The organism is Halomonas sp. ND22Bw (assembly GCF_003011945.1).
Lineage (GTDB): Bacteria > Pseudomonadota > Gammaproteobacteria > Pseudomonadales > Halomonadaceae > Halomonas > Halomonas halophila.
The window spans coordinates 1-245 of the sequence record NZ_PXWD01001521.1; the positions used below are offsets into that span (position 1 = coordinate 1).

1 protein-coding gene is annotated in these 245 nt (G+C 75.1%); it reads right to left on the reverse strand.

What is annotated here, in order from left to right; all coding sequences use genetic code 11:
• Positions 1-245, reverse strand: a 245-nt coding sequence (locus tag CVH10_RS23310; protein ID WP_181244727.1) for a heme exporter protein CcmB, incomplete at both ends; no start/stop codon positions are given.

Genomic DNA, 245 nt, shown 5'->3' on the forward strand with positions numbered 1-245 from the left:
GATCAGCGCCGCCGCCAGCAGCGCACCGAGCATGGCCAGATGAGCCGCCACGACCCCGCCCTGGATCGCCGCCTGAACGGCGCCGGCGCCGCAGATCAGCACCGGAATGTAGAGCGGCAGCACCAGCAGCGAGAGCAGCCCCCCGCCGCGAGCCACGCCCACGGTGAGCGCGGCGCCGATGGCGCCGATCCGGCTCAGGCTGGCGCTGCCCAGCGCCAGCGACAGCGCCAGCACGCCGTAGCTGC